Here is a 19,231-nt window from a genome sequence, read left to right as displayed (position 1 = left end):
CGCCGGGCTCGTCAGAGGGCGACGAAGGTCAGGCCGCGCTTCTTCATCTTCGGGATGACGGTCTTCAGGGCCTTGAGGGTCTGGGACCGGTCGCCGCCGCCGTCGTGGACCAGCATGATGTTGCCCGCCTTGCCCTTGAGGAGCGAGCGGCGGATGCGGCCGACGCCGGGCTGGGCCCAGTCGCGCGGGTCGACGGCCCAGTCGACCGGCAGCATGTCGTGCTCGGCGACGAGCTCCAGGACCGTCTTGGACCAGGCGCCGCCGGGCGACCGGAAGAACTGCGGGACGACGCCGGTGACGTCGGCGATCCGGTCGTGCGCCTCGACGATCTCCTTGCGGACCCGCTTGCGCGACATGCCGCCGATGGAGATCGGATGCGTCTCGGTGTGGTTGCAGATCTGGTGGCCCGCGTCGGCGATCCGGCGGGTGAGCTTCGGGAACTCCTTCACCTGCTCGCCGATGATGAAGAACGTCGCGCGGACCTCGTGCTCGGCGAGCAGGTCCAGCATCCGCGGCGTCCACATCGGGCTCGGGCCGTCGTCGATGGTGAGCGCGATCGACGTCGGGGGCGGCGGCGGGGACAGCTCCGTCAGCTCGCGGATCGGCTTCTCCGTCGCGGTGAGCTTCGCCGGCGTCCACGCCGCGGGCCGCGGCGTCGGGGTCGGAGTGGGGGTCGGCGTCGGATGGATGACCGGCCGCGCGCGGGGCGTCGCCGTCGCCCAGCCGGGGCCCCGGGTGGGGTCGGACGTGCGCGCGGAGTCCGCGCCGAGTGCGGCGAGTCCGGCGGCCGCGCCCATCAACCAGAGAGCTTTGCGGCGGGACGCCCCACCTGAGTCCTCAACCTCCACAAGTCCAACGCTATCGGGGTTTTGCGGGGGTAGGAGAGGCCTATGGGATCACAATCGGCTCACCTGCGGGGAAGGGCGCGAGCGTGAACGCCGCGCCGCAGGTCGGGCCTCTGCTGGCGTTCGTCCTGGCCTCCCTCGCGGCCGTCGCCGCGCTGCTGGTCAGGGCCGGCGGGCTCGGTCCCGGCAGGGAGGTCCTCGTCGTCGCGGCGCGGGCCGCCGCGCAGCTCACCGCCGTCTCGCTGCTCATCGCGGCGGTGCTGCGCAGCGCCGGCTGGACCGCCGCGTTCGTCGCGGGCATGGTCGTGGTCGCGACGATGACGGCGGGCCGCCGCGTCACCGGGGCGGCCCGCGGGCCCGGCCGGTGGACGGCGCTGCCGATCGCCGCGGGGGTCGCGCCCGTCCTGGCGCTGCTGCTGGCGACGGGGCTGGTGCCGTCCCGCCCGGTGGCGGTGCTGCCGATCGCGGGGATCTTCATCGGCGGCGCGATGACGGCGACCGGGCTGACCGGGCGGCGCGCCCTGGACGAGCTGGCCGCGCGCCGCGGCGAGTACGAGGGCGGGCTCGCGCTCGGCCTCATGCCGCGCGACGCGGCGCTGGAGGTGTGCCGGTCGTCGGCGGCGCTCGCGCTGTCCCCCGCCCTCGACCAGACGCGGACGGTCGGGCTGGTGACACTGCCGGGCGCGTTCGTCGGGGTGCTGCTCGGCGGCGCCGACCCCGTCGAGGCGGGCGCGATCCAGCTGCTCGTCCTGATCGGGCTGCTGGCCGTGGAGTCGGTCGCCGTCCTCATCACACTGGAGCTGGTGGCCACCGGCCGCCTCGACGATCCCGGGTCGTACAGGAGGGTGTAGATGCATGACAACGCGGTGGGCGCGCTCGGCGAGGAACTGCTCGACTGGCGGTTCAAGGCGATCCCGGCGTCCGCGCAGGGGATGACGGTCGACGCGGCGCGGCGGGCCCGGCTGCCGCTGGACGACTTCGGCACGCCGCTCCTCACCCTCGACGCCGGCGCCCTCGACCACAACATCCGGGCGATGGCGCGGTGGGCGGGCGAGGCCGGCCTCCTGCTCGCCCCGCACGGGAAGACGACGATGGCGCCCGCCCTGTGGCGGCGGCAGCTGAAGGCCGGGGCCTGGGGGATCACCGTCGCCAACCTGCCGCAGCTCAGGGTCGCCCGCGCGTTCGGCGTGCGGCGCGTCATGTACGCGAACGCCCTGCTGGACCCGGCCGGCCTCGCGTGGCTGTCGGCCGAGCTGGACGGCGACCCCGGAGCGGAGTTCACGTCGTGGGCCGACTCGGCCGACACCGTCCGGCTCATGGACGAGGCGCTGCGGGCGGCGCGCGGCCAGCGGCAGGTCGACGTGTGCGTCGAGCTGGGCGGACCGCACGGCCGCACGGGCGTCCGGGACGACGGCGGCGCGCGGGAGGTCGCCGCCGCCGTCCGCGCGGCCCGGACGCTCCGGCTCGCCGGGATCGCCGGCTACGAGGGCGCGCTCGCCCACGACGCGTCCGAGAAGGGCCGTGCCGCCGTGGACGCCTACCTGCGGCGGCTCGCGAACCTGCACCGGAGCCTGGAGTACGAGGTGGACGACCCGATCGTGACCGTCGGCGGCAGCGCGTTCTTCGACCAGGTCGCGGAGGTGCTCGCCGGCGCGGAAGGGCGGGTCGTGCTGCGGTCGGGCGCGTACGTCGTCCACGACGACGGCTTCTACCGCGGCATCTCCCCGTTCGCGCGCGGTGCGGCCGGGGAGCGGCTGCGGTCGGCCATGCACGGGTGGGCGCGGGTGGTGTCCCGTCCGGAGCCCGCGCTCGCGCTGCTGGACGCGGGCAAGCGCGACGTCCCGTTCGACGAGGGGCTCCCGGTGCCGCAGCTCGTCCGCGGGAAGGGGCCGGTCGGCGGGCGGATCACCGCGCTCAACGACCAGCACGCGTTCCTCCGCGACTCCTCCGCCGAGATCGGCGACGTGGTCAGGCTCGGCCTCTCCCACCCCTGCACGGCGCTCGACAAGTGGACGATGATCCCGGTCGTGGACGACGCCGGCGCGGACCGCCCCGTCGTGGTCGACTACCTCCGGACCTACTTCTAGCGGTATCCGATTTACCTGAACATTCGTGTTCGTCTAGGTGTTACGGTTTCCAGTGCATTTCGGGGGCCGGACGTCCAGCCCGGAACGAGGCGGGACGGCCGTGCGATCACGGCCCGGCGCAGCCGGCGAGTGGTGCCCGTTGTCCAGGCAGTGCGCCACGGGGGCCGATCTGTGCTGGACGACGCCCGTACCGCGCGTCGCTGACCCCGTCGCCGGGCCCGATCCACCGGAAGAAACCGCGCGGCCCCGCGGTTCCCTCCGGCCCGCCGGCCTGCCACCGCAACCCGGTGGCGGCGGCCGGTGTTCACCGGCCATGTCCTCGACGACCGGGCCCGCGCGGCCCGCCCTGATGCTCGCGGTGCTGCTGACCGGCCAGTTCATGGTCAACGTCGACATCGCGGTCGTGAACGTCGCCGCGCCCTCCATCCACCACGACCTCCGGCCGTCCGGCGGCGCCCTCGAACTGATCGTTTCCGGCTACACCCTCGCGTACGCCGTCCTGCTCGTCACCGGCGCCCGGCTGGGGGAGGTGCGCGGGCACCGGCGGATGTTCCTGCTCGGGCTCGGCGCGTTCACGCTGGCGTCGCTCGGGTGCGGGCTCTCCCCGTCCACCGGGGCGCTGGTCGCGGCGCGGCTGGCCCAGGGCGCCGCCGGGGCGCTGATGGTGCCGCAGGTGCTGTCGGGCATCCAGATACACCTCACCGGCACGGCGCGTGCGCGGGCGCAGGGGATGCTCGCCGTCGCGCTGTCCGGCGGCGCGGTGGCTGGCCAGGTGCTCGGCGGCGTGCTGGTCACGGCCGACCTGTCCGGCCTCGGCTGGCGTCCGATCTTCCTGGTCAACGTGCCGGTGGGGATCGTGCTGCTGGCGGCCGGGGCGCGGCTGCTGCCCGCGGACACGCCGGGTGCGGGGAGGCGGCTCGACCTCGGCGGGGTCGCGCTGCTGTCGGCGGCGACGCTGCTGGCGATCGTCCCGCTGCTGTTCGGGCGGGAGACGGGCTGGCCCGCCTGGACGTGGGCGTCCCTCGCGGCCTGCCCGCCGGTGCTCGCGCTGTTCGCCCGCCGGCAGCGCCGGGTCGCGTCTCCGCTGCTCAACCTCGGTGTGCTGGCCCGCCCCGTCGTGGCGTGGACGCTGGCGGCGCTCGGCGCGGCCACCGGCACGTTCTACGCGCTGCTGTTCGTCCTCGCGCTCTACCTGCAGCAGGGGCTCGCGCGCAGCGCGCTCTTCTCGGGGATGGTGCTCGTGCCGTGGGTCGCCGCGTTCGGGGTCGCCGGGCCGCTCGTGCCGCGCCTGCCGGCCCGCGCCGCCGAACGCGCGCCCGTCGCCGGCTACCTGCTGCTCGCGGCGGTGTACGCGGCGATCGGGCTGACGCACGCGGACGGGACGGCGCTCGCCATCCTGCTCGGGTTCGGCGGGCACGGCCTCGGCCTCGGGTTCGCGCCGCAGCTCGGGCGGCTGACGGCCGCCGTCCCGGCCCGGCACGCGGCCGACCTCAGCGGCCTCGTCAACATGAACTTCCAGTTGGCCGGCGTCGCGGGCATCGCCGTCTTCGGGACGCTCTACCTCGGCGTCCCCGGCGGCCACGCGCACGCGGTGACCGTCGTCCTGCTCGGGTTCGGCGCGACGGCCCTCGCCGCGGCGGCCGCGTCCTTCGCCGGGCACCGGGCGTCCCGGCGCGACGGTCAGGGCAGCAGGCCTGCGCGGCGGGCGGTGGTGACGGCTTCCAGGCGGGTGTGACTGTCGAGCTTGCGCATCGCCGAGCGCAGGTAGCTCTTCACCGTCTCCGGCAGCAGGCCCAGGCGCTCGGCGGCCTCCGCGTTCGTGCAGCCGAGCGCGACGTAGGACAGGACGTCCAGCTCGCGCGGCGACAGGACGGGGCGGGGGGACCCGTCCGGCTCCTCCAGGCCCGCAGCCGCGAGGCGCAGCGACGCCTCCCGCAGCCGGTCGCGGGTCGGCGCGTCGCCGACCTGCTCGGCCAGCGCCCGGAGCTCGGCGTGCACCGCCCGGACCTCCTCCCAGCGCGCCGCCGACGTGGCGGGACGCGCCCGCGCCAGCGCCTCGTCCGCGCGGTCCTGGACGGCGAGGTCCTGTTCGAGGTCGCGGGCGACCTGGACGGCCGCGCCCACGACCCGGTCGGCGAGCGACAGGGGCTCGCGCAGCGCGCCGTAGATGACGCCGCGGCACCGCCGCCGCACGACGATCGGGACGGCCACGATCGACAGCAGCCCCTCGCGCCCGACGGGCTTGTCGTAGTCGTGGCTGATCGACGCCGCGCACGGGTAGTTGCTCACCCACGCCGGGCGTCCCATGGCCATCGCCTTGCCGCCGAGCCCGTTGCCCTGCCGGACGACGAGCCCGTTCAGCGAGTCGGTCGTGTTGCCGACGAGCTCGGTGATGCGCAGCCGGTCCTGGCCGCTGAGCGCGCCGCCGAACACCATGGGAAGGCCCGTCGTGCGGTGCAGGGTCAGCACCGCCGACCGGACGGCTCCCGCGTCATCGCCCATGCCTCCGAGCATGCCCTGCACGACCCCCGCGACGAAAGGCTCCGGTGCCCGGAAAGTCAGGCGTGCCGGGTCGCGGCGGCGTCCTCCAGCCCGAGGATGTCGACCGCCTCGGCGCGCATCTGCACCTTGCGGATCTTCCCGGTGACCGTCATCGGGAACTCGTCCACGACGTGCACGTAGCGCGGGATCTTGTAGTGCGCCAGCTTCCCCTCGCAGAACGCGCGCAGCTCGCCGGCGGTCAGGCCCGGCACGCCCTCGCGCAGCCGCACCCAGGCCATCAGCTCCTCGCCGTACTTCTCGTCCGGCACGCCGATGACCTGCGCGTCCACGATGTCGGGGTGGGTGTAGAGGAACTCCTCGATCTCGCGCGGGTAGATGTTCTCGCCGCCCCGGATCACCATGTCCTTGATCCGGCCGGTGATGTTGACGTAGCCGTCGCCGTCCATCACGGCGAGGTCGCCGGTGTGCATCCAGCGGGCGGCGTCGATGGCCTCGGCCGTCTTGTCCGGCTGCTCCCAGTAGCCGAGCATCACCGAGTAGCCGCGGGTGCAGAACTCGCCGGGCACCCCGCGCGGGACGGTCACGCCCGTCTCCGGGTCGACCACCTTGATCTCCAGGTGCGGCAGCACGGTCCCGACCGTGGACACCCGCCGGTCGAGCGAGTCGCCCGCGCGGGTCTGCGTCGACACCGGCGACGTCTCCGTCATGCCGTAGCAGATCGCGACCTCGCTCATCCCGAGCCGGTCGATGACCTGCTTCATCACCTCGACCGGGCACGGCGACCCGGCCATGATCCCGGTCCGCAGGGTGGAGAGGTCGAGCCCGTCCAGCCCCGGCTCGTTCAGGACCGCGATGAACATGGTCGGGACCCCGTACAGCGACGTGCAGCGCTCGGCCGCGACCGCCTCCAGCGTCGCCTTCGGGTCGAAAGCCGGCGCCGGGATCACCACGCACGCGCCGTGGCTCGTCGACGCCAGGTTGCCCATCACCATGCCGAAGCAGTGGTAGAAGGGGACGGGGACGCAGATCCGGTCCTCCTCGTCGTAGCCGCACAGCTCGCCGACGAAGTACCCGTTGTTCAGGATGTTGTGGTGGGACAGCGTCGCGCCCTTGGGGAAGCCCGTCGTCCCGGACGTGTACTGGATGTTGATCGGGTCGTCGGCGGTGAGCGTCCGCCCGATCTCGACCAGGACGGCCGGGTCGCCCGCCCGGCCCGCCTCGACGAGCGCGTCCCACTCGGGGGTGCCGATGAGCAGGACGTCCCGCAGCGCGGCGCACGCCGGGCGCACTTGCTCGATCATCGCCGCGTAGTCGGACGTCTTGAACGCCACCGCCGCCACCAGCGTCCGGATGCCGGCCTGGTTGAGGACGAACTCCAGCTCGTGCACCCGGTAGGCGGGGTTGATGTTGACGAGGATCGCGCCGAGCTTGGCCGTCGCGTACTGGACGAGCATCCACTCCGCGCAGTTCGGCGCCCAGATCCCGACCCGGTCGCCCTTGACGACGCCGAGGTCGCGGAGGCCGAGCGCGACGGCCTCCACGTCGTCCTGGAGCTGCTCGTACGTCCAGCGGCGCCCGGACGCCCGGTCCACGAGCGCGTCCCGCTCCGAGAACGCGGCGACCGTCTTGTCGAGGTTCGCGCCGATGGTGGCGCCGAGCAGGGGGGTGCTCGATATGCCCGATGCATAGGAGAGTGTCATCGCAGGTCCTCCTCCCGGAACTCGCCCTCGGGCCGGTCGTCCGGGCTCGCGTGCTTGCCGAGCTCGCTCGTCCGCAGCTCGACCCGGCGGATCTTCCCGGAGATCGTCTTCGGCAGCTCGCCGAACTCCAGCAGCCGGACCCGCTTGTACGGGGACAGCTGCGCCCGGCTGTGCGCGAAGATCGCCCTGGCCGTCTCGGCGGTCGGCTCCCAGCCGTTCGCGAGCGTGACGTAGGCCTTCGGGACGGCCGCCCGGACCGGGTCGGGCGACGGCACGACCGCGGCCTCCGCGACCGCCTCGTGCTCGATCAGCACGCTCTCCAGCTCGAACGGCGAGATCTTGTAGTCGGACGCCTTGAACACGTCGTCGGCCCGTCCGACATAGGTGATGTATCCGTCTTCGTCGCGGGAGCCGATGTCGCCGGTGTGGTACCGGCCGCCGGCCATCGCCTCGTCCGTGCGCTCCTCGTCGCCGTGGTAGCCGGTCATCAGGCCGAGCGGCCGGTCCTCCAGGTCGAGGCAGATCTCCCCCTCGTCCGCGGGCTCCCCGGTCAGCGGGTCGACCAGCACCACCTGGTAGCCCGGCACGGGACGTCCCATCGAGCCCGGCTTGACCGGCTGGCCGGGCGTGTTGGCGATCTGGACGGTCGTCTCGGTCTGCCCGAACCCGTCCCGGATCGTCCGGCCCCACGCGTCCTTCACCCGCTCGATCACCTCGGGGTTCAGCGGCTCCCCGGCCGCGACCACCTCGCGCGGCGGGGTGGCGAGCCGCCCGAGGTCGGACTGGATCAGCATCCGCCACACGGTCGGCGGCGCGCAGAAGCTCGTCACGCCGCACCGCTCCAGGGTGTCGAGCAGCCGGTCGGCGTCGAACCGCGTGTAGTTGAAGATGAACACGCACGCCTCGGCGTCCCACGGCGCGAAGATGTTGCTCCACGCGTGCTTCGCCCAGCCGGGCGACGAGATGTTCAGATGGACGTCCCCGGGCCGCAGCCCGATCCAGTACATCGTCGACAGGTGCCCCGCCGGGTACGACGCGTGCGTGTGCTCGACCAGCTTCGGCTTCGCCGTCGTCCCGGACGTGAAGTAGAGGAGCAGGGTGTCCCGCGACATCGTCAGCCCGTACGGGGTGAAGGTCTCGCCCTCCTCGTAGGCGTCGGCGTACCGCAGCCACCCCTCCACCGGCTCGCCCACGGCGATCCCGGTGAAGTCGCCCTCGACGCCGTCGAACTTCCCGGCGTCGGCCGCGCTCGCCACCACGTGCCTGGCCTTGCCGCGGGTCAGCCGGTCCTGGAGGTCGGCGGTGCCGAGCAGCGGCGTGCACGGGATCAGGATCGCGCCGATCTTCATCGCCGCCAGCACCGTCTCCCACAGCTCGACCTGGTTGCCGAGCATCAGGATGATCCGGTCGCCGCGCCGCACGCCCGCCCGGCGCAGCAGGTTCGCCGCCTGGTTGGACCGCCGCGCCATCTGCGCGAACGAGTACTTCGCCTCGGAGCCGTCCTCCTCGACGATCCACAGCGCGGGCGAGTCGTTCCCCTCGGCGATCTTGTCGAACCAGTCGAGCGCCCAGTTGAAGCCGGTCAGCACCGGCCAGCGGAACTTCTCGTAGGCCGTCGCGTAGTCGTCGCGGTGCGCGAGCAGGAAGTCGCGCGCCGCCCGGAACTCGACTGCGGGCATGGTCTCTCCTCGTGGCCGCCACGGTCACCCGGTCAGAAGGATCGTTGGCCATCCGAGTGACCCACGCCACCCCCGAACGGGGGTAGCAGGAGTGGTCTTACCCGCCCGTGACGAACGTCGACCGCAGGAAAAGCGCCCTGTGGTCGCCTCTTTGCATCGGGTCCGGCCGATGCGGTTTCGGGAACCCGGCCCGCCGCCGGGCCCCACCGTGCTTCGATGCTGCTTTACTGCTTTGTCCGGAAAGTGTGCATCGGAGGTCCGTGATGGCCGATCTCGACCCGACCGCCACGTTCAAGGAGTTCGACCGCGACGGCGACGGCTACATCACCCGCGACGAGTTCGCCGCCGCCATGGCCGCCCGCGGCGAGGAGGTCGCCTCGGGCGAGCTCGACTCGATCTTCCGGGCGGCGGACGAGAAGGACGGGGACGCCGACGGGCGCATCTCCCTGGCGGAGTTCCTCGTCGCCTGGGACCGGTGACCCTCCCGCCGGCGAGCAGTTCGAGCAGGCGCCGGGGCCCGTCGCCGCCCGTCATGCGGGGGCCCCGAGATACCCCTTGATCATCACCAGGGCGTCGGTGATGCGCCCGGCCTCGGCGATGGGCTGCCGCCAGGACGTGTAGTACCAGTAGCGTCCTTCGTCCCCGTCGTGCGGGCGACAGGTGATCGTGTCGCCGGACCCGCCCCGCGCCCCGCAGACGCTCCGCGCGGTGGACGTCTCGTTGCGGACGACCAGCCCTCCGGCCACGTACTCGACGGTGAAGCCGTGCGCCCTGAGGTGCATGCCCAGGGTCTCCAACCGGACGTACGACTCCACCGCCGGGGCCTCGTGCTCGGGAACGCTCACGTCCGCCGCCTCGTGGACTCGGCGAGCGCGACCCGCTCGGACAGCCGGGTCTGCGCGTCGCAGAGCAGCCACAACTCGCCCTCGTCCTTGGCCAGGACCTCGTCCAGGCAGCCGTTGAGCGCCTGGTAGTCGCTCAGCCCGCCAAGCCGCCGCGCGACGAACCCGTCCCCCGACGGCTCGCCATACCAATCGGACATGAGAGGCATTCCCCTTACTCCCTCAGAAGTGGGCGATAGCGGAGTCTTTTTCATTTCGGAGACCTCGATGTCCGGTCGCAGTGCTGAAATGCTTGCGTCCAGCTTCACCTGCCGGGCAAAAGACGACCAGTGACCATTCAACACCTGTGGTCAAGCCTAGCCAAGATCACCTCAACCGGCCCCCACCGGTTAACTCCCCGGAGGATCCCCATGAGTGAGAATCGAGCGCGCATCTTCTTCGGCACCGAACTCCGCCGCATGCGGGAGCGGGCCGGGCTCACCGGCAGGGAGTTGGCGGACGCGCTCGGCTGCACACCCCAATGGATCAGCATCATGGAGAGCGGTCGCAAGGTCTCTGAACAGAGCGCCGAGGACCTCGACACCTATTTCAAGACCGACGGCCACTTCCACCGCCACTGGAAGCTGATCAACGACGTCGAACTCCAGACCTTTCTTCCGCCGGGTTTCACCGAATACTCCGGACGTGAAAAGAGGGCATCCGCAATCCGCGTGTTCTCGGCGCTGCTCATAAACGGTCTCTTTCAGAGCGAGCAGTACGCTCGCTCCGTCCTTGGTGCCGACAGAGCAGCGGGCGCCGAGGAACTGGTCGCTCAGCGAATGGAAAGACAGACGCTCCTTCAGCGCGACCCACCCCCCTTCGTGTGCTTCACGGTGGACGAGACCGTGCTGCACCGCGCGGTCGGCGGGCCCGAGGTCCTGAGAGGACAGCTGGAGTTCCTCCTCGAACTCGATGAGCGTCCCAATGTCATGATCAACGTCGTGCCGCAGAGCGTCGGCTACCACGCCGGACTGGGTGGGAGCTTCACGATCCTCAGTTGCGATGGCTCGGACATGGCGTATTCGGAGTCTGCGGGAGTCGGAACCCTGATCCAACAGCCCGACCGGGTCGCCGGGTTCGCTCTACGCTGGGAGATGCTCCGAAGCCACGCGCTCCCCGTAGCGGAGTCGCGAGCCGTCATTAGGACCGTGTTGGAGAGTCTATGAGCAGTCCGCAGAACGTTCAGTGGCGCAAGAGTGGCCACAGTGACCACCAAGGGGGCGATTGTGTCGAGGTGGCGGATCTTGCCGCCGCGATCGGGGTGCGTGACTCCAAGGATCCAGACGGGCCGAGGTTGACTCTTTCCAAGGCCGCTTGGGGCACCCTCACTGCCGACATCAAGTCCGGGGTCCGTGACCTGCCCTGACATGCTCATACCTGGGAGCCCTCGGCCAGATCGACGGTGGCCGAGGGCTCGTTTGTGCCGGGCTTACTTCGTGGTGATGTATTGGCGTGTGCTGGTCACGGTGAAGTGCAGTCGTGCGTCCAACGTGCGGGGCATGGCCTGTATCTCGCGCTGGTTCATGCGTTGGCCACGTAGTGGCATGAAGAAGGACTCGTGGTCGATGACGTGTCCACGGGCGGTGCCGCCGGCGACGTCCAGTGCCACCAGGGCGCCTCGTTCGCGAGCCGGGCGTCTATCTCCACAGTGGTCACCACCGCGCCGGCCTCGGCGAGCAGTGCCGCGTTGTAGCCCGTCCCGGTGGCGATCTCCAAGACGGCCATTCCCGGCGCCAGGTCCAGCGCTTCGATCATCCGCCGCATCAGCCACGGCGCTGTTGACGACGACGTCGGGAAATGCACGCCCCACTTGCCTGGATCGTCGTCGTCCACCTGAGTGACGACGCTCTCGTCCGCCGCGACCAGCCGCTCCCACGCCTCCGGATCGTCCGCCCTGCGCAGGGGAACGAGGTCCTCACCGTCTCCCGGAGCGATCCACACGACTTCGGAGATGAACAACCGCCGATCTACACCTTCCCCGTCGCCCGGCATGCCGAGCAGCTCACCTCGTCCTTCTTCCCGTCCTGCCACCGCTCAATTTTCCCCCTGCCGTTGCAGACGGAGCAGTCCTCTTGTCTGCCGTGCTTTCCCACCGACGTCTCCTTGCTGAGAGTGCACGAATCATTGCTCTCAGTGGGAACGAATTTGGTGTTACGTCGGGGGGCCGGTGGCCGGGTCAGCCGGGGGCCTTGCGGCTCAGGTGCTCCCAGGCTCGGTATTCAGCCGTGCGGGCCTCGTCCATCTGCTGGACGAGATCGTAGGAGGCGCCGCCGACGATCAGGCGCAGCGGCGGTTCGGGCAGGTCGGCCAGTTCCATGAGCACCGGGGCGGCGGTGCTCGGGTCGGGGCCGGCGTCGTCGCCCCACATCTCGGCGAGCCGGGCGCGCAGCGGCTCGTACTCCGGGCGCGGCTCCGCCATCGTGGTGCCGCGCGTGAACAGGTCGGTGCCGTACCCGCCGGGCTGCACGATCGTCACCTTGATCCCGAACGGCGCGACCTCCATCGCCAGCGCCTGGCTCATCGAGTCGAGCGCGCTCTTGCTCGCAGCGTAGAAGCCGGCCGACGCGACGCCGCCGCCGGTCCCCATCGTGGTGACCTGGAGGATGTGGCCGGAGCCCTGGGCGCGCAGGTGCGGCACCACGGCCTGGGTCACCCAGACCGCGCCGAAGAAGTTGACGTCGAACTGGGCGCGGATCTGCTCCTCGGTCGCCTCCTCGACCATGCCGAGCAGCATCGCGCCGGCGTTGTTGACCACGATGTCCAGCCGCCCGAACACCGCGGCCGCCTGATCCACCACCCTCAGCACGGCCTCCCGGTCGGTGACGTCCAGTGCCAGCCGGACGAGGCCGTCCGGGTGGGCGGCGGCGAGATCCGCGAGGGGGCCGAGGTCGCGCGCGGCGGCGACGACGCGGTCTCCGGCGGCGAGCGCCTCTTCCGCGAAGGCCCTGCCCAGGCCTCGCGAAGCGCCGGTGATGAACCACACTCGGGCTGTCGTCATGGGCTGCCCCTTCCTTGACTAGACGAGACGGTTCGTCTCGTTGCTTCGCCACCCTAGCGACCGGAGGGGCGATTGACAAGACGGACCGTCTCGTCTCGGATCGGTGGTAGGCTCCCGGGCGTGTCGCACCCCAGAAGGCCGGACCCCGCGCGGCGCAGCGAGCGGTCCCGGCGGGCCGTCCTGGCCGCCGCACGCGAACTGGTCACCGAGCTCGGGTACGCGAAGGTGTCGATCGAGGCCATCGCCGCCCGTGCCGGAGTGGGCAAGCAGACCATCTATCGCTGGTGGCCCTCCAAAGGCGCGGTGATCTTCGACTCGTTCCTGGAGCTGAGCGAGGGCGGGGACGGGGTGCGGCTGCCCGACACCGGTGACCTTGAGGCCGACCTCAAGACCGTCATGCGGGCGACCGTCGCCGAGTTCGCCGACCCGGCGTTCGAGGCGCCGATCAGAGCGCTCAACCTGGAGATCGTCGGTGACCCCGCGCTGGCCGCCCTCTACCGGGAGAAGCTCGCCGCCCCCGTCGACGAGGCCAAGAAGGAGCGGCTGCGCAGCGCCCAGCGCGCGGGCCAGCTGGCCGCCGACGCCGACCTCGACCTCGTGCTGGAGGTGCTCTACGCCCCGCTCCACCAGCGGTGGCTGCACCGCGCCGGACCGCTCACCCCGGAGTACGCCGACGCGCTCGTGGAGGCCGCTCTTCGCGCGTTCGCTCCCTGACGGCCGATCCGTGCGGCCATCCGAGTGACGCACGCCACCCCCGAACTGGGGTAGCAGGAGCGGTCTTACCCGCCCGTGACCTGCCTCATGGGGTGGGGAGAGGGATCTCCATGTCCGGCAGGTCGTCCGGCTCGGGCTCGCGCCAGGCGTTCGACAGCAGGACGCTCAGGGAGAGCAGGTGCCAGCTCTGCCCGGGACGGCGCGGCGGCACCTCGGCCAGGCGCCGCTCCACCGCGCCGCGGTCGAGGATGGAGAACAGCTCGGGCGGCCCGTCCAGGATGTGCTCCCGGAACACGTCGGCCAGCTCAGGTCCGTACGACTTGCGCCAGTTGAACCCGGCGGCCGCGGTGCTCGGCGGGGTGGCGCGGCGCCGCCAGCCCGGCCGTTCGCGCAGCGACCTGGGGCCCTGCTCCTCGAACCGCCACCGCTTCCCGGCGAGCGGGACGTCCCGCAGCCGGGGCGCGAGCATCCCCAGGACGAGCGCGACCGGTTCCTCGCTCAGCCGCCACTCCACGGGCAGCGCCAGCGCTTCGCGCACCACCCGGTTGTCGAGGAAGGGGTGGTAGTAGGCCCAGTTCATGAGGGTCGCGGTGTGCGATCCGGCCAGCCAGCGGCCGGTCTTGTAGAACATGTGCAGCTTGTCGAGCACGTCGAGGCCGTCATGCTCGTACCGGGCGGCCCACTGGTCGTGACGGCGCCTGGCGTAGGCGTTGGCGTCCTCGGTGAGGAACTCGCTCTGCGCCAGGAAGATGGTGTCCAGCCTGCGAAGGACACCGTCACGGGACAGGTCGGCCTGGTCGGTGAGGAAGCCGCCGCGCAGCCGCTCCCCGCCGGAGCCGGAGGTGCGCGGCTCGGGATCGTAGGGCGCCCACCGGTTCACGTTCTCGTACGCCGAGTTCATGCCCTCGCACATGCGGACCAGGGCGTGGGCGCGCCGCAGCGGGTGCCGGACGACGACCGCTCCGGACTTCTGCCTGTCGACCGTGACCCGGCACTCCACGCCCAGCACCTCGGCCACCCGCTGCGCCAGCACCACGTCGGGGCTGCCGGCCAGGCCGTGGGTGGCGCCGAAGAACGGCACCCCGGCGGCGTGGCAGGCGGCGGCGATCAGGCGGCTGTCGCGTCCGCCGGACAGCGCCAGCCGCGTCGGCCGGTCGTGCCGCCTGAACGGCTCCACCGCCGCCAGCAGCGCCTCGGCCAGCGGCTTCACCCGCGCGCGGGCCTCCCGGCGCCCGCGCGGCGCGGGCTCCTGGGCGGGCAGCGGGCGCGCGACGGTGCGCGGGTCGTGACCGCGCCGCGCGACGAGCGTGGCCGCGTTCGGGACCGCCCGCACGCCCTCGAACGGCGTCTCGTCGGAGACGAAGAACCCGTGCCGCACCATCGCCTGGAGCGCCATCACGTCGTAGGCGGGCGCCGGGCGGGCCAGGCCGGTCGCCGCCGCTCGCGCCGCCAGGTGGGCGAGCAGGGCGCGGGACGCGGCGAACCGCAGGCCGCCCGCCTCTGCGTGGTAGACGGGGCAGGCGCGGGTGATGGACGTGGCGGCCTCGAACCCGTCCGGGCCGGCGCGGAACACCGAGAAGCAGCCGCCGAGGCCGTCGAGGTCGTCGCCGAGGGCGTCCATGCTCAGCAGCAGGTCGGCGTCGCCCTTGCCGCCCAGGTAGCCGCAGTAGGTCAGGGCGCGGTCGCCGGAGGTGAGGATCGGCTCCGGGAACGGTGCCCCGGACGGTTCGTTGGACCAGGCCAGCAGCGCGGTGCCGCGGTCGGGCGAGATCCACTCGGCGGGGCGCCAGCGGCCGGCGGGCGCGGGCACCGCCTCGTCGATGGCCCGCCGGGCTGTCGCCAGCACGGCGGGCGTGATCCGCTCGTCGGGATCGCGTGCGGAGACCACCAGGCAAGCGCGCATGGCCGGCACCCAACCATCACCCGGCGAACACCCGGTAAACGCCGGGCATACAGCCGTAAATCCCGCTAAATCGGGGGAGTGTGCCTAGCCGAGGGTGGCGAGGGCTTCGTCGATGGCAGCGGGGAGGTCCAGGGACGGGTCCTCCTCCCAGCGGAGCATCAGGTCGAGCATGATGCCGAAGGCCGCGCCGGTGAGGGTGCGGACGTCGCCGGGGGCGCGGCCCTCCCGTTCGGCGAGGATGGCGGTCACCGTGCGCATCGTGTCGACGAAGTTGGCGAACGCGGCGCCGCGCAGCGCGGGGACCGACAGGATGAGGACGGCCCGGTCGCGTCCCGCGGCGAGGTCCTCGGGGGTGAACCCGCCGAGGACGTCCAGCATCGCGGCGCGCAGGGCCTGGACCGGGGTCAGCTCCGGCGGCTGGGCGCGCAGCGACGCGAAGATCAAGGGGTCGGCCTCGTCGCTGATGACGAGGTCCTCCTTGGTCGGGAAGTAGCGGAAGACGGTGGTGTGCGCGACCTCGGCGGCCTGCGCGATCTGCTCGACGGTCGTGGCCTCGTAGCCGCGCTCGCGGAACAGCCGCAGGGCCTCGCGCTGGATCGCGGCCCGGGTCCTCGCCTTCTTCATCTCTCGCAGGCCCTGCTTCGGCGGCATCTCCGGCCCTTTCGCTACCTCGTCCCGACCGAGGAGCCTACTGTCACCTCCTCCGGGGCGTCTCGGAGCCGCTCGCCCTCCACGTCCACGTGCGGGAGGACGCGGGCGAGGCGGGCGGGCAGCCACCAGCCGGCGCGGCCGAGCAGCGCCATCACGGCGGGGACGATCGTCATGCGGACGACGAAGGCGTCGAAGAGCACGGCGGCGGCCAGCGCGAAGCCGAACGACTGCACCATCGGCGTCGCGGACAGCAGGAACCCGGCGAACACGAAGATCATGATGATCGCGGCGGCGGTGACGACGCGGGAGCCGTGCGCCAGCCCGGCGACGGCGGCGCCGGTGGGGGAGGCGCCGCGGACGTGCTCCTCGCGCATCCGGGTGACGAGGAAGACCTGGTAGTCCATGGCCAGCCCGAACACCATGCCGATCAGCATGACCGGCAGCACGTTGACGATCACGCCGGACGCGTGGACGCCGAGCGGCCCCTCCAGCCGGCCCTCCTGGAACACGGCGACGACCGCGCCGAACGTGGCGGCGACGCTGAGCAGGAAGCCGAGCGTGGCCTTCAGCGGCACCAGGATCGAGCGGAACACCAGCGTCAGCAGCAGGAACGCGAGGCCGACGACGACCGCGAGGTAGGGGACGAGCGCGCCGGCGAGCTTCCCGGACGTGTCGATGTCGATCGCGGTCTGCCCGGTGACCGCGACGGACGCCCCGTCCCAGGAGCGGTCGCGGATGGTGTGGATGAGGTCCTCGGTGGCCTCGGCCGTCGGCCCGCCGTCGGGGACGACGCCGACCAGCGCGGTGTCGCCGGCGGGGTTCACCACGGGCGGGTCGACCGAGGCGACGCCGTCCAGGGCCGTGATCGTCGCAGCGACGCGCTCGGCGGCGGCCTTCGTGTCGTCCCCGGCCTGCACGACGAGGGTCAGCGGCCCGTTGATCCCGGGGCCGAACCCTTCCGCGAGCAGGTCGTAGGCCTGGCGCTGGGTCGTCCCGGGAGGGGCGGTGCCGTCGTCGGGCAGGCCGAGCCGCAGTCCGAGCGCGGGCGTCGCCGCCGCGAGCAGCCCCACCACGGCCACGATCAGCACCGGGACGGGGTGCGAGGTGACGAACCGTCCCCAGCGCAGCCCGGCGGAGGCGGCGGGACGGCGGCGGGCCAGCGCGCGGCGGCCCGCGAACCCGAGCAGGGCCGGGAGCAGGGTGAGGGCGACCAGCACCGCGATGGCCACGGTGAACGCGGCGGCGAGCCCGAGCCGGGTCAGGATGGGGATGTTCACGACGGCGAGCCCGGCCAGCGCGATGATGACGGTCAGGCCGGCGAACACCACGGCGGATCCGGCGGTGCCCGTGGCCCGGCCCGCCGCGTCGGCGGGCTCGCGGCCGTCCAGGACCTCCTCGCGGTAGCGGGAGATGATGAACAGCGCGTAGTCGATCGCGACGGCGAGGCCGAGCATGAGCGCGAGCGCCAGGGTCTCGGAGCTCACCTCCGCGAACGCGGACGCGGTGCCGATCGCCGACAGCCCGATGACGATCCCGGCGGCGGCCGTGAGCAGCGGCAGCCCGGCCGCGACGAGCGACCCGAGCGTGACCAGCAGGACGATCGCGGCGGCCACCACGCCGAGCAGCTCGCCCGCGCCCTCCTCCGGCGGTGCGACGGCGTCGCCGCTCATCTCCGTGCGCACGCCCGGGACGGCGGCGGCCTCGCGCAGCGCCTCGCGGTCCGCGCCGGTCAGCTCCGCGGCCGGGACGCGGTAGGCGACCTCCGCGAGCGCGATGCGGCCGCCGGCCGAGACGGTGTGCCGGGCGTAGGGGGAGGCGACCTCGGCGACCTTCGGCGCGGCCTCGATCCGGGCGACGGCCTGCTCGACGGCGGCCCGGGTCGCGGGAGCGGCCAGCGACCGTCCGGCCGGGACGGCGAACACGACGCGGGCGGACGCCCCGCCGGCGGCGGCCTGCGGGAACCGTTCCGCGACCAGGTCGTTCGCGCGCTGCGCCTCGGTGCCGGGGACCGAGAAGGTGTCCGGCGCCGGCTCCGACAGGAGGGCCGCGCCGGACACGGTGAGGACGAGCAGCCCCGCCCACAGCAGGACGACGAGCCCGCGCCGCCGGTAACAGAAGCGCCCGAGCCGGGCCAGGACGACCGCCACGACACCCACCGCCAATCGCTAGTCGAATAGGAAGTGTTAGTGAACTAGCGTAATTTGTCAATCGCTCCCGGAAACGCGAACGTGCCGCCCTTCCCGGGGAAGGGCGGCACGTTCGGTGCTGCGAGGAATCAGTCGGTGGCGTACGCGGCCGTCTCCGCGCGGGTGGTGACGCGGCGCAGCCCGGCGTTCTGGGGGAAGTCGTCCGCCCAGTGGGCCCGCCGCGCGCACCGGACAAGGGCATGCTGACGAAGGGCCGCGCGGGCCATATTCATCAACCTCCCTCGTCGCAGGAACGGCGTGCAGGCTACTGCGCCGGGATGTAGGGCGGCGCGACGCCCCAGCCCCAGTGCGGCATGGGCGCTTGCAGGGGCGGCTTCGCGTCCGGCTGGGAGTTGGCGAGCGCGATGCGCGTGCCCCACTCGATGTAGGACGCGAACGCGGCGCGGAATTCGGGGTCGTCCGGGAGGCCGGCCTCGTCGGCCGCGTCCATCAGCAGCGAGACCCAGCGGCGGCGCTGCGCCTCCGTGATGGCCTTGCCGAGGTGGTGCCGCACCATGTGGTGGTAGCCGCCGCGCTCCCGGCTGTAGCGCTCGGGACCGCGGAACACCTCACCGAGCCAGGCGGCGACCCATTTCGGGTGGTCCGGGGCCATGTGCTCGAAGAGGGGGCGCAGCAGCTCGTCCTTGAGGACGTTCGTGTAGAAGACCTCGGTGAGCCGCTCCAGGGCCTCGCCGCCACCCGCCCAGTCGTACAGCGTTGGGACGGACGACCCAGCCCCGCGGACGGGTGTCAGCCCGTAGTGCCGCATCTCCTCGATTTGCTGGACGTACGGCTTGATCTCGGCGAAGAACGCCGGGAAGTGCTCGCCGCCCCGGAACCCCCGCATGTGGTCGTCGGCGGACGTCCAGCAGATGCGCAGGATGTAGGACGACGGCTCGTCGACGCACCTCGACAGCTCGTAGTCCACGCACTGGGGTGCGGCGGCGAGCGGCACGGAAGCGCGTGCGTAGGCGGCCTCGAACTCCTCCGCGTCCTGCGGGTCGATGCGGTAGCGGATGTACTCGACGATCATGACGGCCCCCACGATGCCTCCGGTCGGGTAGTCACTGTAATCCTGTAATCAC

At 72.4% G+C, this 19,231-nt stretch carries 20 protein-coding genes; 7 read left to right on the top strand and 13 right to left on the bottom strand.

Annotated features, from left to right (window positions below; all coding sequences use genetic code 11):
* Positions 1 to 11: 11 nt before the first annotated feature.
* Positions 12 to 848 (bottom strand): polysaccharide deacetylase family protein, encoded by an 837-nt coding sequence (locus BM339_RS15675; RefSeq protein ID WP_244938795.1) that lies wholly within the window; start codon positions 846 to 848, stop codon positions 12 to 14.
* 83 nt (positions 849 to 931) lie between these two features.
* Between BM339_RS15675 and BM339_RS15670 the strand changes: the two genes are divergently transcribed.
* The 3 genes from BM339_RS15670 (at position 932) to BM339_RS15660 (ending at position 4,667) form a co-directional block, all read left to right on the top strand.
* A complete protein-coding gene (locus BM339_RS15670) occupies positions 932 to 1,696 on the top strand; it encodes an ABC transporter permease (RefSeq protein WP_021595340.1) in 765 nt (254 codons plus the stop codon).
* Complete coding sequence (locus BM339_RS15665; protein ID WP_075021274.1) at positions 1,697 to 2,932, top strand: alanine racemase; 1,236 nt, start codon at positions 1,697 to 1,699, stop codon at positions 2,930 to 2,932. It abuts the gene before it with no gap.
* 313 nt (positions 2,933 to 3,245) lie between these two features.
* Complete coding sequence (locus BM339_RS15660) at positions 3,246 to 4,667, top strand: MFS transporter (RefSeq protein ID WP_075021273.1); 1,422 nt, start codon at positions 3,246 to 3,248, stop codon at positions 4,665 to 4,667.
* On the opposite strand, the gene BM339_RS15655 is transcribed toward BM339_RS15660, so the two are convergent.
* Genes BM339_RS15655 through BM339_RS15645 form a run of 3 tightly spaced genes read right to left on the bottom strand, consistent with a single transcriptional unit; the run spans position 4,613 to position 8,813 of the window.
* Positions 4,613 to 5,434, bottom strand: a complete 822-nt coding sequence (locus BM339_RS15655) for a helix-turn-helix transcriptional regulator (RefSeq protein WP_075021366.1) — start codon at positions 5,432 to 5,434, stop codon at positions 4,613 to 4,615. The genes BM339_RS15660 and BM339_RS15655 overlap by 55 nt on opposite strands.
* Positions 5,435 to 5,490: 56 nt before the next feature.
* Positions 5,491 to 7,134: an AMP-binding protein gene (locus BM339_RS15650; RefSeq protein ID WP_075021272.1), complete on the bottom strand. Its 1,644-nt coding sequence runs from the start codon at positions 7,132 to 7,134 to the stop codon at positions 5,491 to 5,493.
* Entirely contained in the window at positions 7,131 to 8,813 is a 1,683-nt protein-coding gene (locus BM339_RS15645) for an AMP-binding protein (RefSeq protein ID WP_021595345.1), read from the bottom strand. The genes BM339_RS15650 and BM339_RS15645 overlap by 4 nt, the downstream gene beginning before the upstream one ends.
* Before the next feature lie 263 nt (positions 8,814 to 9,076).
* On the opposite strand from BM339_RS15645, the gene BM339_RS15640 reads away from it, so the two are divergent.
* Positions 9,077 to 9,292: an EF-hand domain-containing protein gene (locus tag BM339_RS15640; protein ID WP_075021271.1), complete on the top strand. Its 216-nt coding sequence runs from the start codon at positions 9,077 to 9,079 to the stop codon at positions 9,290 to 9,292.
* Positions 9,293 to 9,343: 51 nt separating this feature from the next.
* Here the strand turns inward: BM339_RS15640 and BM339_RS15635 are convergent, their stop codons facing one another.
* Positions 9,344 to 9,658, bottom strand: a complete 315-nt coding sequence (locus BM339_RS15635) for a hypothetical protein (RefSeq protein ID WP_075021270.1) — start codon at positions 9,656 to 9,658, stop codon at positions 9,344 to 9,346.
* Positions 9,655 to 9,855: a hypothetical protein gene (locus BM339_RS15630; protein ID WP_143118432.1), complete on the bottom strand. Its 201-nt coding sequence runs from the start codon at positions 9,853 to 9,855 to the stop codon at positions 9,655 to 9,657. Before BM339_RS15630 ends, BM339_RS15635 begins: the two co-directional genes overlap by 4 nt.
* Before the next feature lie 210 nt (positions 9,856 to 10,065).
* Here BM339_RS15630 and BM339_RS15625 point away from each other — a divergent pair, with 210 nt between their 5' ends.
* Both BM339_RS15625 and BM339_RS15620 read left to right on the top strand, forming a co-directional pair.
* Entirely contained in the window at positions 10,066 to 10,860 is a 795-nt protein-coding gene (locus BM339_RS15625) for a helix-turn-helix domain-containing protein (protein WP_075021269.1), read from the top strand.
* Positions 10,857 to 11,060 (top strand): DUF397 domain-containing protein, encoded by a 204-nt coding sequence (locus BM339_RS15620; protein ID WP_075021268.1) that lies wholly within the window; start codon positions 10,857 to 10,859, stop codon positions 11,058 to 11,060. Before BM339_RS15625 ends, BM339_RS15620 begins: the two co-directional genes overlap by 4 nt.
* 155 nt (positions 11,061 to 11,215) lie before the next feature.
* Here the strand turns inward: BM339_RS15620 and BM339_RS15615 are convergent, their stop codons facing one another.
* Both BM339_RS15615 and BM339_RS15610 read right to left on the bottom strand, forming a co-directional pair.
* Positions 11,216 to 11,725, bottom strand: coding sequence for an rRNA adenine N-6-methyltransferase family protein (locus BM339_RS15615; RefSeq protein ID WP_256255360.1), 510 nt, complete (start codon positions 11,723 to 11,725; stop codon positions 11,216 to 11,218).
* A gap of 145 nt (positions 11,726 to 11,870) precedes the next feature.
* On the bottom strand, positions 11,871 to 12,692 hold the full coding sequence (locus BM339_RS15610) for an SDR family NAD(P)-dependent oxidoreductase (RefSeq protein ID WP_075021266.1): 822 nt from the start codon (positions 12,690 to 12,692) through the stop codon (positions 11,871 to 11,873).
* Between the two features lie 120 nt (positions 12,693 to 12,812).
* Between BM339_RS15610 and BM339_RS15605 the strand changes: the two genes are divergently transcribed.
* Positions 12,813 to 13,406 (top strand): TetR/AcrR family transcriptional regulator, encoded by a 594-nt coding sequence (locus BM339_RS15605; protein WP_075021265.1) that lies wholly within the window; start codon positions 12,813 to 12,815, stop codon positions 13,404 to 13,406.
* An 85-nt stretch (positions 13,407 to 13,491) separates the two neighbouring features.
* Here BM339_RS15605 and BM339_RS15600 read toward each other — a convergent pair whose 3' ends face one another.
* The 5 genes from BM339_RS15600 to BM339_RS15585 form a co-directional block, all read right to left on the bottom strand.
* The gene (locus BM339_RS15600; protein WP_075021264.1) at positions 13,492 to 15,309 is read right to left on the bottom strand and encodes an asparagine synthase-related protein; all 1,818 of its coding nucleotides are present in this window, start codon (positions 15,307 to 15,309) and stop codon (positions 13,492 to 13,494) included.
* A gap of 84 nt (positions 15,310 to 15,393) precedes the next feature.
* Positions 15,394 to 15,960: a TetR/AcrR family transcriptional regulator gene (locus BM339_RS15595; protein WP_075021263.1), complete on the bottom strand. Its 567-nt coding sequence runs from the start codon at positions 15,958 to 15,960 to the stop codon at positions 15,394 to 15,396.
* A 14-nt stretch (positions 15,961 to 15,974) separates the two neighbouring features.
* Positions 15,975 to 18,116 (bottom strand): MMPL family transporter, encoded by a 2,142-nt coding sequence (locus tag BM339_RS15590; RefSeq protein ID WP_256255359.1) that lies wholly within the window; start codon positions 18,114 to 18,116, stop codon positions 15,975 to 15,977.
* A gap of 119 nt (positions 18,117 to 18,235) precedes the next feature.
* Positions 18,236 to 18,379 (bottom strand): hypothetical protein, encoded by a 144-nt coding sequence (locus tag BM339_RS49850; RefSeq protein ID WP_177287699.1) that lies wholly within the window; start codon positions 18,377 to 18,379, stop codon positions 18,236 to 18,238.
* A gap of 32 nt (positions 18,380 to 18,411) precedes the next feature.
* Positions 18,412 to 19,191 (bottom strand): group II truncated hemoglobin, encoded by a 780-nt coding sequence (locus tag BM339_RS15585; RefSeq protein ID WP_244938793.1) that lies wholly within the window; start codon positions 19,189 to 19,191, stop codon positions 18,412 to 18,414.
* Between the last annotated feature and the right edge of the window lie 40 nt (positions 19,192 to 19,231).

This window comes from Actinomadura madurae, assembly GCF_900115095.1.
GTDB classification, from domain to species: Bacteria; Actinomycetota; Actinomycetes; order Streptosporangiales; family Streptosporangiaceae; genus Spirillospora; species Spirillospora madurae.
Note: the sequence above shows the minus strand (reverse complement) of the source record. Positions and strands in the feature narration are given on the sequence as shown.

Excerpts from the sequence above, each read along its gene's own strand:
- BM339_RS15665 (WP_075021274.1), top strand. The coding sequence starts at position 1,697 with ATGCATGACAACGCGGTGGGCGCGCTCGGCGAGGAACTGCTCGACTGG.
- BM339_RS15660 (WP_075021273.1), top strand. The coding sequence starts at position 3,246 with ATGTCCTCGACGACCGGGCCCGCGCGGCCCGCCCTGATGCTCGCGGTG.
- BM339_RS15655 (WP_075021366.1), bottom strand. The coding sequence starts at position 5,434 with ATGGGCGATGACGCGGGAGCCGTCCGGTCGGCGGTGCTGACCCTGCAC.
- BM339_RS15650 (WP_075021272.1), bottom strand. The coding sequence starts at position 7,134 with ATGACACTCTCCTATGCATCGGGCATATCGAGCACCCCCCTGCTCGGC.
- BM339_RS15645 (WP_021595345.1), bottom strand. The coding sequence starts at position 8,813 with ATGCCCGCAGTCGAGTTCCGGGCGGCGCGCGACTTCCTGCTCGCGCAC.
- BM339_RS15640 (WP_075021271.1), top strand. The coding sequence starts at position 9,077 with ATGGCCGATCTCGACCCGACCGCCACGTTCAAGGAGTTCGACCGCGAC.
- BM339_RS15630 (WP_143118432.1), bottom strand. The coding sequence starts at position 9,855 with ATGTCCGATTGGTATGGCGAGCCGTCGGGGGACGGGTTCGTCGCGCGG.
- BM339_RS15625 (WP_075021269.1), top strand. The coding sequence starts at position 10,066 with ATGAGTGAGAATCGAGCGCGCATCTTCTTCGGCACCGAACTCCGCCGC.
- BM339_RS15620 (WP_075021268.1), top strand. The coding sequence starts at position 10,857 with ATGAGCAGTCCGCAGAACGTTCAGTGGCGCAAGAGTGGCCACAGTGAC.
- BM339_RS15610 (WP_075021266.1), bottom strand. The coding sequence starts at position 12,692 with ATGACGACAGCCCGAGTGTGGTTCATCACCGGCGCTTCGCGAGGCCTG.
- BM339_RS15600 (WP_075021264.1), bottom strand. The coding sequence starts at position 15,309 with ATGCGCGCTTGCCTGGTGGTCTCCGCACGCGATCCCGACGAGCGGATC.
- BM339_RS15595 (WP_075021263.1), bottom strand. The coding sequence starts at position 15,960 with ATGCCGCCGAAGCAGGGCCTGCGAGAGATGAAGAAGGCGAGGACCCGG.
- BM339_RS49850 (WP_177287699.1), bottom strand. The coding sequence starts at position 18,379 with ATGAATATGGCCCGCGCGGCCCTTCGTCAGCATGCCCTTGTCCGGTGC.